The sequence below is a fragment of the Cribrihabitans pelagius genome (genome assembly GCF_048820915.1).
Taxonomy (GTDB): Bacteria; Pseudomonadota; Alphaproteobacteria; order Rhodobacterales; family Rhodobacteraceae; genus Cribrihabitans_A; species Cribrihabitans_A pelagius.
Genome location: NZ_JBMERR010000005.1, coordinates 33,705 through 45,893, shown reverse-complemented (window position 1 = coordinate 45,893; position 12,189 = coordinate 33,705). Strand labels below are relative to the sequence as shown.

The window sequence follows — 12,189 nt, the reverse complement described above, 5'->3', positions numbered from 1 at the left end:
CCCCTTTCGTTCCTGGCACGGTGATAAGCCGCCGCGCCCGGCGCGTCCAGCGGCGGAGAAACGAAAAAGACCCGCGCAGGCGGGTCTTTGCAGCGGGCGCGCCCGCAGTCTTGCCTCCCAGACCGGCCCGGCGGCCGCGGCCGGCCTGCGGGGCATCACGGCCCCGCAGTACCGGCGTCAGCCGCGGCCCGGATCAGGCGCCAACGGCGAGACGCTGGCCGTCCGGCAGCTGGTCTTCCTGCGGGTCGCGCAGCACATAGCCCCGGCCCCAGACAGTTTCGATGTAATTCTCGCCATTGGTCGCGGTGCTGAGTTTCTTACGCAACTTGCAGATGAAAACGTCGATGATCTTCAGTTCCGGCTCGTCCATGCCGCCGTAGAGATGGTTGAGGAACATCTCCTTGGTCAGCGTCGTGCCCTTGCGCAAGGACAGAAGCTCCAGCATCTGGTATTCCTTGCCGGTCAGATGCACCGCCTTGCCTTCGGCCTCCACCGTCTTTGCGTCGAGGTTGACCGAGATCTTGCCGGTCTTGATGATCGATTGCGAATGGCCCTTGGAGCGGCGGATGATCGCGTGAATACGCGCCACCAGTTCCTCCCGGTGGAAGGGTTTGGTCAGGTAATCATCAGCACCAAAGCCAAACCCCTTGATCTTGTTGTCGGTATCGTCCGCACCGGACAGGATCAGGATCGGCGTTTCGATCCGCGACATGCGCAGCTGGCGCAGCACTTCATGGCCGTTCATGTCCGGCAGCCCCAGATCCAGCAGGATCAGATCGTAATCGTAGAGCTTGGCCAGATCGATCCCTTCCTCCCCCAGATCCGTGGTATAGACGTTCAGGTTGGCGTGGGTCAGCATCAGTTCGATGCTTTTCGCTGTGGTGGGATCATCCTCAACCAGAAGAATGCGCATATTTATTATCTCCGCCTGTACACTGTTTCCCTCAGGTCTCGTTAACCCTGCTGGAAAAAAGTTAATGGCCCGTTACCATAATGGTTAATTCGCATATTCAACTCAAGGTCGTCACCGTAAAAAGCGCCTAGGGCTGCCGGAATTGCTTGAGCCGTGTTGTTTTGAGCGCCTCCTCGCCATGGTCGGCGACCGCAGACACCCAGCTGCGGAACTCCTCCTCGCTCAGGCTGTAGCGGCGCAGCGCCTCGGTCTGCGGGATCAGCCCGTAAAGCACCCCGCGCACCACCGCTGCCTTGCGCGAGGCAACCCAGCGCTTGGTGGTTTCCGGCGGCAGATCGGCGCGCGTCATGATCGAGCCATCGGGCAGCGTGACCGCCCGCGGGCCGTCAACTTTCTTCAAGAACATAGTCTCATCCTTTTACGGACCGTCTTTTTATCGTATGCGCCCACAGGTTTCGCCGATCTGGCTTAACGGCGCGTGAACCACGCCCCTTGAGAGTCCATAGGATTTTCCTATATTCTGCGGCGCCTGCCCCCTTGCCTTAGGAGCTGCCTCATGGCGCTGGACCAAGACACCGCACTCAACTCGCTCGGCTTTGCCAAACCGCCCTCGGAAACCCGGGTGGTGGTCGCCATGTCCGGCGGCGTCGACAGCTCGGTCGTGGCCGCGCATCTGGCCGAGGAGGGCTATGACGTGGTGGGTGTGACGCTGCAGCTCTACGACCACGGCGCGGCGCTGGCCAAGAAGGGGGCCTGCTGTGCCGGCATCGACATCCACGATGCCCGCCGCGTCGCCGAAGAGCGCGGCTTCCCGCATTACGTTCTGGATTATGAGAACATTTTTAAGGACGCAGTGATCGACGAGTTTGCCGACAGCTACCTCGGCGGCGCCACGCCGGTGCCCTGCATCCGCTGCAACGAGCGGGTTAAGTTCAAGGACCTGTTGGAGACCGCCAAGGATCTCGAGGCCGACTGCATGGCAACCGGCCATTACATCCAGCGCAAAATGGGCCCCAAGGGCCCGGAGCTGCATTCGGCCGAGGATGCGAATCGCGACCAGAGCTACTTCCTGTTCTCCACCACGCCCGAGCAGCTGGGCTTCCTGCGCTTCCCGCTTGGCCATCTCCCCTCCAAAGACGCCACCCGCGAACTGGCGGCGCAATACGGGCTGGCAGTGGCCGACAAGCCCGACAGCCAGGACATCTGCTTCGTGCCGGATGGCGACTATGCCTCCGTGATCGAGAAACTGCGCCCCGGTGCGGCGGAGCCGGGCGAGATCGTGCATGCCGACGGCCGGGTGCTGGGCAGCCACGAGGGCGTCATTCACTACACCATCGGCCAGCGCCGCGGCCTCGGCATCGGCGGCCTCTCCGAGCCGCTCTATGTGGTGCGCCTGGATGTGGACAAGCAGCAGGTCGTCGTCGGCCCCAAGGAGATGCTCGCGACCCGCACGATCCCGGTGCGCGAGATCAACTGGCTGGGCGATGCCCCCTTCACCAGCCGCACCGAATGGCACCTGAAGGTCAAGGTCCGCTCCACCCGCCCCCCGCGCGAGGCGATCATCCGCCCGCTGTCGGAAACCGAAGCCGAGGTAGAGCTGCTGACCCCGGAGGAAGGCGTCTCACCCGGCCAGGCCTGCGTGTTCTATGCAAGCGAAGGCAGCCGCATCTTCGGCGGCGGCTGGATCTGGCGCGGTTACTGAGCACAACAGCCGCGGCTCCGGGTCAAGGGAGGCGCAGCCTCCGCGCCCAAAGGCGCGGCCTGCCCTTGACGCGGACCAACCCCAACAAAATCGAATTGGCGCCTGAGGGCAGTCCTACCCTCAGGCGCCTCTCAGCGAATTTCTTCAAATTGACAAGAAAACGCGACGCCCGGCGTTCCGCGGCACCATTGCCAGGGACGCACGCGGGCGCGCAGCGCCCGCGCCCCCGAAAGGCGCGCGCCGCAGGCCCAAGCCTGCGGCGCGCATTCCTCAATAACAACCGCGCCGAAATCCCGCGGCTGAGCGCGGTCAGCCAAGCCGGTCCAGCACCGCCCCCGCCGCCCGCAGCCCAGGCGCCTCGCCGTCCCGGCCCAGCCGCTCCATGGTGAGCGCCATCGCCGCCTGCTGCGCCTGTGGCGCCCGGGCCACCTCGCCCAGCCGGGCGGCGATGCGCTCCGGCGTGCATTCCGGCCCCAGGCATTCCGGCACCACGCGGGTCTCGCTCACCAAGTTCACCAGCGTCACCGTGTCGATGAGCGCCATGCGCTTCATGACCTGCCAGGTGAGCCACTGGAAATCATAGGCGATCACCATCGGAGTCGCCGCCGCGGCCAGCTCCAGCGAGACGGTGCCCGAAGCCGCCAGCGCCAGATCCGCACCGGCAAAAGCCGCGCGCTTGTGCGCGGCGGCGAGCTCCGGCGTCAGCGCGCGCGGGTCCAGCAGGACCGGCTTGCCCGGCCAGAGGCCCAAGTGCTCCTTCACCAGATCCGCCACCGGTTCCGCGGCAGGCACCACCACCTTGTAGCGGGGATGCGCCTTCAGGAAGGGTTTCACCGCCTCGCCAAAAACCGGCGCCAGCCGCGAAACTTCCGTGCGGCGCGAGCCCGGCAGCACCAGCAGGAACGGCGCATCCGCCAGGCCGAAGTCGACGCGGAACCGGGCGATCTCCTGCGGCGTGGCCTGCGGCTCCGCCACCACCGGGTGGCCGACGAAATCGCACTCCATCCCGGCCGCTTCCATATAGGGCGGCTCGAACGGCAGCAGCGCCAGCACATGGTCGATGACGCCTGCCATCTTTGCCGCCCGCCCCGGCCGCCAGGCCCAGACCGAGGGCGCCACGTAATGCACCGTGCGGATCGTGCTGGCGGTCTTTACCAGCTTGGCCACCCGCAGCGAGAAATCCGGGCTGTCGATGGTGATCAGCACATCCGGCTGCATCTTGAGCACGGCTTCCGCAGTCTCCCGGATGCGGCGCTTCAGGTGGCGGTACTTGGGCAGCACTTCGGCGAGGCCCATCACCGACAGTTCTTCCATCGGAAACCGCGAGGCGAGCCCCTGCGCGGCCATCATCGGCCCGCCGACGCCCTCGAAGGAGACGCCGGGCGCCAGGTCCTGCAGTCCCCGCATCAAGGCTCCGCCAAGCCGGTCGCCCGAAGGCTCGCCTGCGAGGATGAAGACCTTGAGGCTCATGCCGCGCGCAGCCAGAGGAACAGCCCCAGCCGGTCGCAGGCGTCTATCACCGCCGCCTGGTCCAGCACGATGACCCCGCCCGCCTCCAGCACGATGCCGGAAAGCCCGGCCCTGGCGGCAGCCTCCACCGTTGCAACGCCGATGGCGGGCAGGTCGGCGCGGCGGTCCTGCGCCGGTTTCGGCGCCTTGAACAGCAGCCCGCCCTGCCCGTCCGGCCGATGCGCCAGCGCGGCCAGCATCCAGTCGGTGCCAAAGATGTTTTCCACCGCAATCGCCTGCCGCCCCCGCACGGCGCAGGACTGGCCGATGTCCGCGGCACTCATCGCGGCGACAATCTCCGCCCCGCGCAGCGCGTCGGCCTTGTCCAGCTCGCCCGGCTGCACTTTCGTCGGCACGCCCTCACCCATCAGCAAATCCGGCGCCACCTCATGCGCGGCGCGCACCGCAAAACCCGCCTGCTCGAAGATCCCGATGATCGCCCGCAGCGCCCCGTCATCGCCCGCGGCCAGCGCCCCTTGCAGCACCGGCACCAGCGGCAGGGTGGCCGCATCAATGGCGGAAGGGTCGATGTTCGGACGGCGCACCGCGCCCGCCATGCAGATTTCGGTCACCTCCGCCGCCTTCAGCCGCTCCAGGAAGCTGCCCAGCTGCTCCAGCCGGAAGGTGATCTCGGGGTCGGCCGCGTCCGGCGGCGACCCTTCCATCGCGCAGATCAGCGGCCGGCCGGGCGCCCGCGCGGCGACTTCGGCGGGCAGCTGCCCTTCTCCTGCGATCAGCGCCAGCATGGCTCAGCCCCCCGGTGTGAGGAAGGAGCGGTCGCTTTCACCGGTGATGAAAGCGACGATCTCCTGCACGTATTCGCTGTCGGTCTCTTCGCCGAGGCGGCGCGCGCGCTCCTGAAAGGTCCCCTCGCCCTGCGCCAGCATCTGGAAGGCGGCGCGCAGTGCGGTGATGTCCTTGCGGGTGACGCCGCGGCGCTTGAGGCCAACCAGGTTCAGCCCGTCCAGCTCGCCGCGCTGCGCCTGCACCAGGCCATAGGGAATCACGTCGTTGGTCACCATGGTGACCGCGCCGATGATCGCGCCCTGGCCGATGCGCACCCATTGGTGGATGCCTGAAAGACCGCCGATAATGACGTCATCTTCCAGCACGCAGTGCCCCGCGACCGCCGCCGAGTTCACCACGATCACCCGGTCGCCGACCTGAGCGTCATGGGCGATGTGGCAGCCCGCCATGAACAGACCGTCATCGCCGATCCGGGTCAGCCCGCCGCCGCCCTCGGTGCCGGCATTCACCGTCACATGCTCACGGATGCGGTTGCGCTTGCCGATCACCGTCCGGCATTTCTCGCCCTTGAACTTCAGATCCTGCGGGATCTCGCCCAGGACAGCGAAGGGAAACACCACCGTCTCCTCGCCGATCTCGGTGTCGCCGGTGACGACGACATGGGATTTCAGAACCACCCGGTCCCCCAGAACCACATCGGGGCCGACCACGCAGAACGGGCCGATCTCGCAGCCCTCGCCAATCCTGGCGCCTTCCTCGATCACGGCGCTGGGGTGAATCCGGCTCATCATCATGCGTCCTTCTGCACGTCCACCATGGCCGAGAACTCGGCCTCGGCCGCCACTTCGCCGCCCACTGTGGCGCGGCCGGAGAACTTGAAGATCTTGCCGCCGGGCTTGCCGCGCAGCGTGTCCACCTGCATCTCCAGCACGTCGCCCGGCACCACCTTGCGGCGGAATTTGCACTTGTCGATGTTCATGAAATAGATCAGCAGATCGGTGTCGACGATATCCATGCCGACCCCCAGCATCACGCCCGCGGTCTGCGCCATCGCCTCGATGATGGTGACGCCCGGCATGATCGGCGTGCCCGGGAAATGGCCCTGGAAATGCGGCTCGTTCATCGTCACGTTCTTGATTCCGCGGGCCGATTTGTAGCTGTCGATATCGACCACCTTGTCCACCAGCAGAAACGGATAGCGGTGCGGCAGGATCCGCTGGATCAGTTGGATATCGGCGCTTTGCAGCTCGGTGGTCATGCGTGCTTTCCCATGAGTTACGGAAGTGGTTGCGAAAATGGTTTCGGAAGTGTTGCGCCGTCCCTAGCAAGCGGAGGCAGTTTCGGCAAGCTGGCGGCGCCTCAGGGCGCGCCTGTGCCGGAGGTGCTGCCGTCACCCAGCACCGCGTCGATGCGGGCGATGGCAAGGCTGGTGATATCGGCGGAATCGGCACTCAGGAAAACCGAGGAATGCTCCAGGATCGCGCCCGCGCCGGTCTCGCGCATGATCTCCTGCAGCACCGGAAGCGAGGCGGTCATGAAGTCGCGCCGCGCGGCTTCGCCCATCTGGCTGATCTCGCGCAGCTTCTGGTCCTGCGCGCGCCGGGTCTCCTGCACCTTTTCGTCAAAGGCGTCGGCCAGCGCCCGGAACGCCGCCGGCTCCATCCCCGCGCGCCGCTCGGCCAGCTCCAGCTCCTCGGCGCGCAGCTCGGCCTCGATGCGGCGGTTCTCGGCCGTGAGCACCGCGCCCGCAGCCTCGATCTCGCGCTCGACCCGCTTGCCAAAAGCGCTTTCGGAAAACAGCCGGTCGGGCTGGATGGTCAGGATCCCGCTCTGCGGCGCGCCCAGCCGGAACCCTGCGCCGCTGCCAAAATCCTGCAGCAGGCGGCTGCCCGGCGCCGGATCCGGCGTCTCGGCCAGCACCGGCGCTGCCGCAAGGCAGGCCAGCGCGGCCGCAAGCCTCCGCCTGCCGCCGCCGCGCATCACCTCAGAACTTCGCCTGCAAGGTGAGGTCGAAGCTCTGCTCCTCGTCAAAGTCCTCTTTCTTCAGGGCCTTGGAGAAGTTGAACCGCAGCGGGCCGATGCCGGTGGTCCACAGGAGCGACACCCCAACAACATGCCGGAAAGAGCCATTGCGGCCCTGGATGCTGGCCCCGGCGGTATCGACATCCTGCAGGCCCCAGAGGTTGCCGACATCGTAGAACATGCCGCCGCGCATGCCGATCTCCTCGGGCAGGCCCAGCGGGAATTCGGCGTCGAACCGCGCCACCGCATAGTAGTTGCCGCCCAGGAAGTCATTGTAGTTGCCGCCGCCCGCGCGCGGTGAGACATCGCGCGGACCGATACCGCCCGGCTCAAAGCCGCGCATGATCGAAGGCGTCAGCACGTAGCGGTCGATCGAGCGGCTGAAACCGTCGCTCTTCCACTGGAAAGCCCCGGATTCCAGCGTCGCCCGCAGCGTCACCTCCTCGTTCAGGACCAAGCGCTGCGCCACGATTTTGGAGCTGGTCTTCAGGTAGTCGCTGTCGCCGCCCAGGCCCGCGTAATCGGCGCCAAGCTCGACCAGGAAGCCCGCGTTCGGGTCCAGCCCGGTCAAGCGGGTGTCATAGCGGTAGGTCAGACCCACCGTGCTGGCCGACAGCTCGCCCTGCGCGGTCTCGCTGCGCACCACCGGGCCAAGGTCCAGCCCGTTCGGGTCGTCGTCGCGGCGCAGCATCTCGTCCTGATCCCAGGTATAGCGCACCTGCACAGTGGAGTTCTCGCCGGTCTTGAAGGTCAGGCCCGGGCTGAAATACGCCCGGCTGGTGTCATATTGCGAGAAGCTGGAATCGGTTTCGGTCAGCCCCAGGTCCAGATCGAAGCGCAGCTCGCGCCCCAGCAGGAAGGGCTCGGTGAAGCCCAGCACATACTGCTCTGCCTCGGTTGCGGTCGAGACCGAGAACGACAGCCGCTGGCCGCGGCCCAGGAAGTTGTTCTCCGTCACGCCGACGTTCAGGCCAAAGCCGTCGGTCACCGAGTAGGAGCCGCCGAGGTTGAGCGAGCCGGTGGGCTGCTCCTCGACATCCACATCGACCACCACCTGGCTGGGCGAGCTGCCCTCGCGCACGTCCACATCCGCCTCGGCGAAATACCCCAGCGCGCGGATGCGTTCGGCGCTGTTGCGGATCTCGCGCGGGTTGAAGGGGTCGCCCTCCACCACCCGGAACTGCTGCCGGATCACCCGGTCCAGCGTGGTAGTGTTGCCCTCGATGTCGATGCGCTCGACAAACACCCGCGGGCCGCGGGTCAGCACGAACTCCACGTCCAGCGTCAGGTCGCGGTCGTTGCGGGTGACGCGCGGCTCGACCCGCAGGAAGTCAATCTCCTTCTTGACCGCCAGCCCTTCCAGCCGGTCGATCGAGTTCTCCACCAGCGTCGGCGAATAGACCACGCCGGGCTTGATCTTCAGCGCCCTGAAGAACTCGGCCGAGCGCGCCTCGGGGATCTCGCTGGTGACCGAGATTTCGCCAAAGCGGAACTGCTGGCCCTCGGTCACATCCACCACCAGGAACACCGCATCGCGTGCGCGGGTCACCTCGGCGTTGGTGCTGTTGATGCGGAAATCGACATAACCGCGGGACTGGTAGAAATCGCGCAGGACCTGCTTGTCGAACTCCAGCCGGTCCTCGATCAGCGTGTCGGCGCGGATGAAGGCGCGCAGGATGCCCGCTTGCTTGGTTTCCAGCACCCGGCGCAAACGGCGGTCGGAATAGACCCTGTTGCCGGTGAAGGAGACGCGCTCCACCTCGATGGTGTCGCCTTCGGAGATCTCGAACACCAGGTCGACGCGGTTGTTGCTGCGCCGGATGATGCGCGGCGTGACCCGCGAGGCCAGGCGGCCCTGCACGCTGTAGACATCGGCGATGGCGGCGGCGTCGCGCTCGGCCTGCGCCGGGCTGAACACCCGGCGGGGCGCGGAGTCCACCACCTCCTCCAGCGTCTCGTCCTTGATCCGCCGGTTGCCTTCATAGCTGATCCGGTTGATGGTCGGAAACTCGGTGACCTTGATGACCAGCGTGTTGCCGCGCGGCTCCAGTTCGACTGTCTCAAATACACCACTGTCAAGGATGCGCTGGTAGGCGTCGTTCAGCGCGCCGGCACTCACTGCCTCGCCGCGCTCGATGCCGGTATAGGCCACCACGGTGGAGGCCTGGATACGCTCGTTGCCCTCCACTTCGACCGCGGTAAAGCGGTAGGACTGCGCGCCCGCAGGCAGCGGTGCCAAGGCGTAACCCAAGGCAACGGCCAGAGAAATTGCCGATGCCTTCCGGTACAAAATGTTGATGCCCGATTTCTTTTCACCACAGGATTTTCCTGCGACTTTCCCCCAAACCATTTTTTAGAACCCGCTTATTTTAGCCGCTTTGGCACGTGCGTAGCGGGTTTGTTTGCGGTTGTCAAAACCAACAAGGCCGCAGTTTGGGGCCTGTCCCTGCCGGAAAAATCACGGCGGGGCAGACAGGTACTCAGACGGGAATCGCCCAGCCCGCCGCCGCCAGCGCGGCAACGATGGTGAAGGCCGTCAGCGCGCGGTCCCAGTTCAGCTGCATCAGCAGCCCCAGCCCGCGGCAGGATTGCGAAATAACGTCTTGCATGGCGACCCCCGTTTGTGCCTGTGCCGCTGCCGCGCTCCACACCCCGGCGGCGGACTGTTTCCGATTGCAAAATCGTTAACGGGGGAATATGGCGGCAGTTGGGCAGGAATGCGGCCCAACTGCCGCGAAGGCCGGATTTGGCGGGTTCAGGCGGGTTCAGCAGAACAGATCGTTGCCAAGCGCAAACAGCATCAGCCCCAGCACGATCGCCACGCCCAGCGACATCAGCACCCGCACCGCGCGGTCGCTCGGCGGCCGGCCTGCGACCGCCTCATAGGCGTAAAACATCAGATGGCCGCCATCGAGTGCCGGCACCGGGAACAGATTGAGCAGCCCCACCGCCGTCGACAGCACCGCGATGAAGCGGATGAAGCTCTCCGCCCCCTGGCTCGCCATCGCGCCCGAAGTCTCGGCGATGCCGATGGGCCCCGACAGGTTGCAGGTGCTGATCGCGCCGGTGATCATGTGCTTCAGGCCCGAAAGCGAGGTCTCCACCACCGCCCAGACCTGCGCCGCCCCGCTTGCGAGCGACGCGCCCAGCCCCGCAGGCTCGGTCGCCGGCTCGAAGGCCAGCCCGCCGATGATGCCAATGCGCCAGCGGCTGGCAAAGCCGCCATCCGCCTGCGGCTCGTCAGTGCGGCGCGGTGCCAGCGCCATCTCGACCTCTTCGCCATCGCGCCAGACCTGCAAGAGCAGCGGCTTGCCGTCCGCTGCTTCCACATGCGCCTTCAGCTCGTCGAAAGAAACAACCGCGCTGCCATCCACCGCGGTGACCACGTCCCCCGGCATCAGTCCCGCATCCGCCGCCGCGCTGCGCGGCACCACCCCGCGCACATATGGCGGATAGAGATAGGGGCCCTGCACCGCGATCTCGGTGCCGCCACGGCGCACTGTATAGTCCAGCGGATGTTCCTGCGGCAGTTCCGCGCGGAACGCGGCCCAGGCGGCGGTATCGGCAAAATCCGGCACCGGAAGCCCGCCCGCGGTCAGCAGCTCGTCACCCTCGCGCAATTCGCTCTCGAACCCCGGCAGCGGCGCCAGCGTGCCCACGGCAGGCGGGTCGCGCAGCACGCCCTGCGACATCGCGACAGCGGCAAAGATCGCCGCCGACATCACGAAATTGAAGACAGGCCCCGCCGCGACAGTGGCCGACCGCGCCCAGAGCGGCGCGCCATGCATGGTCCGCCGCAAGGCCGCAGCGTCGCCTGCCGCGGCCGCCATAGTGTCCGCGTCCTTGCCCGAAGCGGCGTTGGAATCGCCCAGGAATTTCACATAGCCGCCAAAGGGCAGAAGCGCGATCTGCCAGCGGGTGCCGCGCTTGTCGACGCGGCTCCACAGCACCGGGCCAAAGCCGATCGAGAACACCTCGGCATGGATGCCGGACCAGCGCCCGACGATGTAATGGCCGTATTCGTGCACGGCCACGATCACCGACAGCGCCACCACGAAACTGGCAACGGTATAGAGGAACCCGCCGAACTGCGGGACGAAAGAAAGTGCGTCCAATGGTCTACCCTATGCGTTCTGCGGCAGCTTTTGCGGCCTCTTTCCGGGATATGTGGTCAACTTGCATCACGTTATCAAGCGTCATTGCGGCATTGATGAGGCCCGGCTCCGCCGTCAGCCGCTCCAGCACGGTCTCTGCCACGGCGGCCATATCGGTGAAGCGGATGCGGCCCGCGATGAAGTCGTCGAGCGCCTGTTCCTTGGCGGCGTTGAAACCCGCCCCCATCAGCCCGCCCGCCGCCATCACCTCATAGGCGAGCCGCAGCGCCGGGTAGCGGGCCGGATCCGGCGCGCGGAAATTGAGCTGGCCGATCCGGGCCAGATCCAGCCGCTCGACGGGCAGCGCGCGCCGCTCGGGCCAGTGCAGCGCATAGCCGATGGCGTGGCGCATATCGGGCGCGCCAAGATGCGCCATCAGCGCGCCATCCGTGAAGCCGACCAGCGCGTGCACCAGCGATTCCGGATGCACCAGCACCTCGATCCGCTCCGCCTCTATGCCGAAATATTCATGAGTCTCAATGACTTCCAGCGCCTTGTTGAACATAGAGGCACTGTCGATGGTAATCCGCTGCCCCATGTCCCAATTGGGATGCGAGGACGCCTCCGCCAGGGTCGCGCCTACCAGTTTCTCCAGCGGCCAGTCGCGGAACGCCCCGCCCGAAGCGGTGATCACAACCCGCTCCACCGCCGCCGTATCCTCGCCCGCCAAGGCCTGGAACACCGCCGAATGCTCGCTGTCAACCGGCAGCACCCGGGCGCCATGCTCCCGCGCGGTCTGCATCAGAAGCGGCCCGGCGCAGACCAGCGATTCCTTGTTGGCCAGCGCCAGCGCGGTGCCGTGCTTCAGCGCCTCCAGCCCCGGCGCCAGCCCGGCCGCGCCGACAATCGCGGACATGATCCAGTCCGCAGGCCGTGCCGCCGCCTCCATGAGCGCCGCCTGCCCCGCCGCAGCCTCCACGCCGGAGCCCGCCAGCGCCGTGCGCAATTCGTCCAGCCGGTCCTCAAAAGCGGTCACGGCAATATCTGCGCCAAACGCGCGGGCATCTTCGGCCAGCCGGGCGATATTGGCGCCGCCGGTCAGCGCCACCACGTCATAGCTGCCGGGATCCCGCCGGATCAGGTCGAGCGTGTTCTGCCCAATCGACCCGGTGGCCCCGAAAATTGAAATCTTCCGCATGTCT

12 protein-coding genes are annotated in these 12,189 nt (G+C 66.4%); 1 reads left to right on the top strand and 11 read right to left on the bottom strand.

What is annotated here, in order from left to right:
• Positions 1 to 193: 193 nt before the first annotated feature.
• Complete coding sequence (gene ctrA, locus ACOHX0_RS05925; RefSeq protein ID WP_420675767.1) at positions 194 to 913, bottom strand: response regulator transcription factor CtrA; 720 nt, start codon at positions 911 to 913, stop codon at positions 194 to 196.
• A gap of 127 nt (positions 914 to 1,040) precedes the next feature.
• The gene (gene sciP, locus ACOHX0_RS05920) at positions 1,041 to 1,319 is read right to left on the bottom strand and encodes a CtrA inhibitor SciP (RefSeq protein WP_420675766.1); all 279 of its coding nucleotides are present in this window, start codon (positions 1,317 to 1,319) and stop codon (positions 1,041 to 1,043) included.
• 150 nt (positions 1,320 to 1,469) lie between these two features.
• Between sciP and mnmA the strand changes: the two genes are divergently transcribed.
• On the top strand, positions 1,470 to 2,615 hold the full coding sequence (mnmA, locus tag ACOHX0_RS05915; protein ID WP_420675765.1) for a tRNA 2-thiouridine(34) synthase MnmA: 1,146 nt from the start codon (positions 1,470 to 1,472) through the stop codon (positions 2,613 to 2,615).
• Between the two features lie 309 nt (positions 2,616 to 2,924).
• Here mnmA and lpxB read toward each other — a convergent pair whose 3' ends face one another.
• From lpxB to dxr, 9 genes are all read right to left on the bottom strand, one after another.
• Entirely contained in the window at positions 2,925 to 4,085 is a 1,161-nt protein-coding gene (gene lpxB, locus ACOHX0_RS05910) for a lipid-A-disaccharide synthase (RefSeq protein WP_420675764.1), read from the bottom strand.
• Positions 4,082 to 4,870, bottom strand: a complete 789-nt coding sequence (locus ACOHX0_RS05905; protein ID WP_420675763.1) for an LpxI family protein — start codon at positions 4,868 to 4,870, stop codon at positions 4,082 to 4,084. Before ACOHX0_RS05905 ends, lpxB begins: the two co-directional genes overlap by 4 nt.
• A 3-nt stretch (positions 4,871 to 4,873) precedes the next feature.
• On the bottom strand, positions 4,874 to 5,659 hold the full coding sequence (gene lpxA, locus ACOHX0_RS05900) for an acyl-ACP--UDP-N-acetylglucosamine O-acyltransferase (RefSeq protein WP_420675762.1): 786 nt from the start codon (positions 5,657 to 5,659) through the stop codon (positions 4,874 to 4,876).
• 2 nt (positions 5,660 to 5,661) lie between these two features.
• Positions 5,662 to 6,129 (bottom strand): 3-hydroxyacyl-ACP dehydratase FabZ, encoded by a 468-nt coding sequence (gene fabZ / locus ACOHX0_RS05895; RefSeq protein WP_420675761.1) that lies wholly within the window; start codon positions 6,127 to 6,129, stop codon positions 5,662 to 5,664.
• 101 nt (positions 6,130 to 6,230) lie between these two features.
• On the bottom strand, positions 6,231 to 6,851 hold the full coding sequence (locus ACOHX0_RS05890) for an OmpH/Skp family outer membrane protein (RefSeq protein WP_420675908.1): 621 nt from the start codon (positions 6,849 to 6,851) through the stop codon (positions 6,231 to 6,233).
• Positions 6,852 to 6,855: 4 nt separating this feature from the next.
• Positions 6,856 to 9,243, bottom strand: a complete 2,388-nt coding sequence (bamA, locus tag ACOHX0_RS05885; protein ID WP_420675760.1) for an outer membrane protein assembly factor BamA — start codon at positions 9,241 to 9,243, stop codon at positions 6,856 to 6,858.
• A 130-nt stretch (positions 9,244 to 9,373) separates the two neighbouring features.
• Complete coding sequence (locus tag ACOHX0_RS05880; RefSeq protein WP_420675759.1) at positions 9,374 to 9,502, bottom strand: hypothetical protein; 129 nt, start codon at positions 9,500 to 9,502, stop codon at positions 9,374 to 9,376.
• A 156-nt stretch (positions 9,503 to 9,658) separates the two neighbouring features.
• Positions 9,659 to 11,008 (bottom strand): RIP metalloprotease RseP, encoded by a 1,350-nt coding sequence (gene rseP / locus ACOHX0_RS05875; protein ID WP_420675758.1) that lies wholly within the window; start codon positions 11,006 to 11,008, stop codon positions 9,659 to 9,661.
• A gap of 4 nt (positions 11,009 to 11,012) precedes the next feature.
• A complete protein-coding gene (dxr, locus tag ACOHX0_RS05870) occupies positions 11,013 to 12,185 on the bottom strand; it encodes a 1-deoxy-D-xylulose-5-phosphate reductoisomerase (protein WP_420675757.1) in 1,173 nt (390 codons plus the stop codon).
• Positions 12,186 to 12,189 lie beyond the last annotated feature (4 nt).

Coding starts and splice junctions, on each gene's coding strand:
- ctrA (WP_420675767.1), bottom strand. CDS start 913: ATGCGCATTCTTCTGGTTGAGGATGATCCCACCACAGCGAAAAGCATC.
- sciP (WP_420675766.1), bottom strand. CDS start 1,319: ATGTTCTTGAAGAAAGTTGACGGCCCGCGGGCGGTCACGCTGCCCGAT.
- mnmA (WP_420675765.1), top strand. CDS start 1,470: ATGGCGCTGGACCAAGACACCGCACTCAACTCGCTCGGCTTTGCCAAA.
- lpxB (WP_420675764.1), bottom strand. CDS start 4,085: ATGAGCCTCAAGGTCTTCATCCTCGCAGGCGAGCCTTCGGGCGACCGG.
- ACOHX0_RS05905 (WP_420675763.1), bottom strand. CDS start 4,870: ATGCTGGCGCTGATCGCAGGAGAAGGGCAGCTGCCCGCCGAAGTCGCC.
- lpxA (WP_420675762.1), bottom strand. CDS start 5,659: ATGAGCCGGATTCACCCCAGCGCCGTGATCGAGGAAGGCGCCAGGATT.
- fabZ (WP_420675761.1), bottom strand. CDS start 6,129: ATGACCACCGAGCTGCAAAGCGCCGATATCCAACTGATCCAGCGGATC.
- ACOHX0_RS05890 (WP_420675908.1), bottom strand. CDS start 6,851: ATGCGCGGCGGCGGCAGGCGGAGGCTTGCGGCCGCGCTGGCCTGCCTT.
- bamA (WP_420675760.1), bottom strand. CDS start 9,243: ATGGTTTGGGGGAAAGTCGCAGGAAAATCCTGTGGTGAAAAGAAATCG.
- ACOHX0_RS05880 (WP_420675759.1), bottom strand. CDS start 9,502: ATGCAAGACGTTATTTCGCAATCCTGCCGCGGGCTGGGGCTGCTGATG.
- dxr (WP_420675757.1), bottom strand. CDS start 12,185: ATGCGGAAGATTTCAATTTTCGGGGCCACCGGGTCGATTGGGCAGAAC.